Below are 1,267 nucleotides of genomic sequence, written 5' to 3'. Positions count from 1 at the left end.
GGCTACCAGGGATATCCCCTTGGCCTTTAAATCACGGCGATGGTAACCACGACTGTATGCGGAGTCAGCGACCACAATGGCAGGCTTCACTTTGTGTTTTTGGTCCACCTGATCTAGCAGTTCTTGTAGACGCTCTCCATCTGTCTCATTGCCGGCGATGGGTTCAGCCACTAGCACCAGATGGTGAGCCGCTGACATCACCACCTGAATTTTGTCGCCTCTATAGGTGATCGATCTTTTCTTGCTCACTTTTGCATCCGGATCTACGCTGCTAAGCAACTGGCTTGCGGGCCGCTCTTTGCGCGGTCGCTTCCGGTAAGCTCTATTCGGATCGTCATCCGGATCACCTGGCATCGTATTTTCCGTGAGAATACGAAATAAAATCGCCTGCCGCTCTAGTGAATCAAGCTGCCGTTGCCGATCCTGCCAGGACCAGAATATGGAGCGAATGCTCTCCTTCTCGAACCAATGTAACAATCCGTATGCAAGAACGACCAGGCGACTGAAAGAGGCCGCGATATCGTCAGGTGACGGATGATCCGGCAGTTTGGCGGTCAACGGCTGTGAGTCAAGATGGAGCAATAGTTGCCGATACAGTAGGTGGTGGGTACGCTTTAAATGATTCATCACACGAAGAATCGCTTGCTTAATGAGGCGATAGGCCGATAGACGAGCGACGTGTCCATTCGTGTGAAATGAATCAACCAGCCAAACCTCCTTGTTGTCTCCCCACAATCCTTTTTGTTTGGCCTGTGCAAGGATGTGATGGTGGCACGCATCAAACAACGCAGAACCCATCCGTTCGCGGTCGAGCCCAATGGTGCTGTGATCGAATCCGATGAAACTCACCGGCAAACCCAAAAAACGTTTTATAAACAAATCACCAATGACTCGCTCTTCCATTTGACGATCGGAAAGATTGTAATAGCGCTGAACAAGATGAAGCTTCAGCTTCAGCGAAGGCGCATAGGGTTTAGGTCCGCGAGTAGAGTAAAGAGGGGCGCATATTTCGTCGGCAAAGCTGAAATCCAGGAGTTCGGCAGCCGAACTCCACACAGGATGTTCCGGTAATACCGTATATACTTCTAGATCGGCGAATGAAATCTGATCCAACTGTTTGTAGCGCACTGCTCAACACTCCCAACTCCGATCATAATAACTAAATTATACCACGAATGAGAGAGTAAATAAGAGAAATATTGAGATATCGTGCTGTTTTATCGTTATTTTAGAAGAAGCATTTTGGGGAATTAATCGACAGTCTCCT

At 48.8% G+C, this 1,267-nt stretch carries 1 protein-coding gene; it reads right to left on the bottom strand.

Annotated elements, in window-relative coordinates:
* Positions 1–1,128 (bottom strand): transposase (locus EYB31_RS39925; protein WP_131019148.1); only part of this gene is annotated, 1,128 nt, incomplete at its 3' end.
* Positions 1,129–1,267 lie beyond the last annotated feature (139 nt).

Source organism: Paenibacillus thalictri, from assembly GCF_004307995.1.
Classification (GTDB): Bacteria; Bacillota; Bacilli; order Paenibacillales; family NBRC-103111; genus Paenibacillus_AF; species Paenibacillus_AF thalictri.
This window is presented reverse-complemented; position numbering and strand designations above follow the sequence as displayed.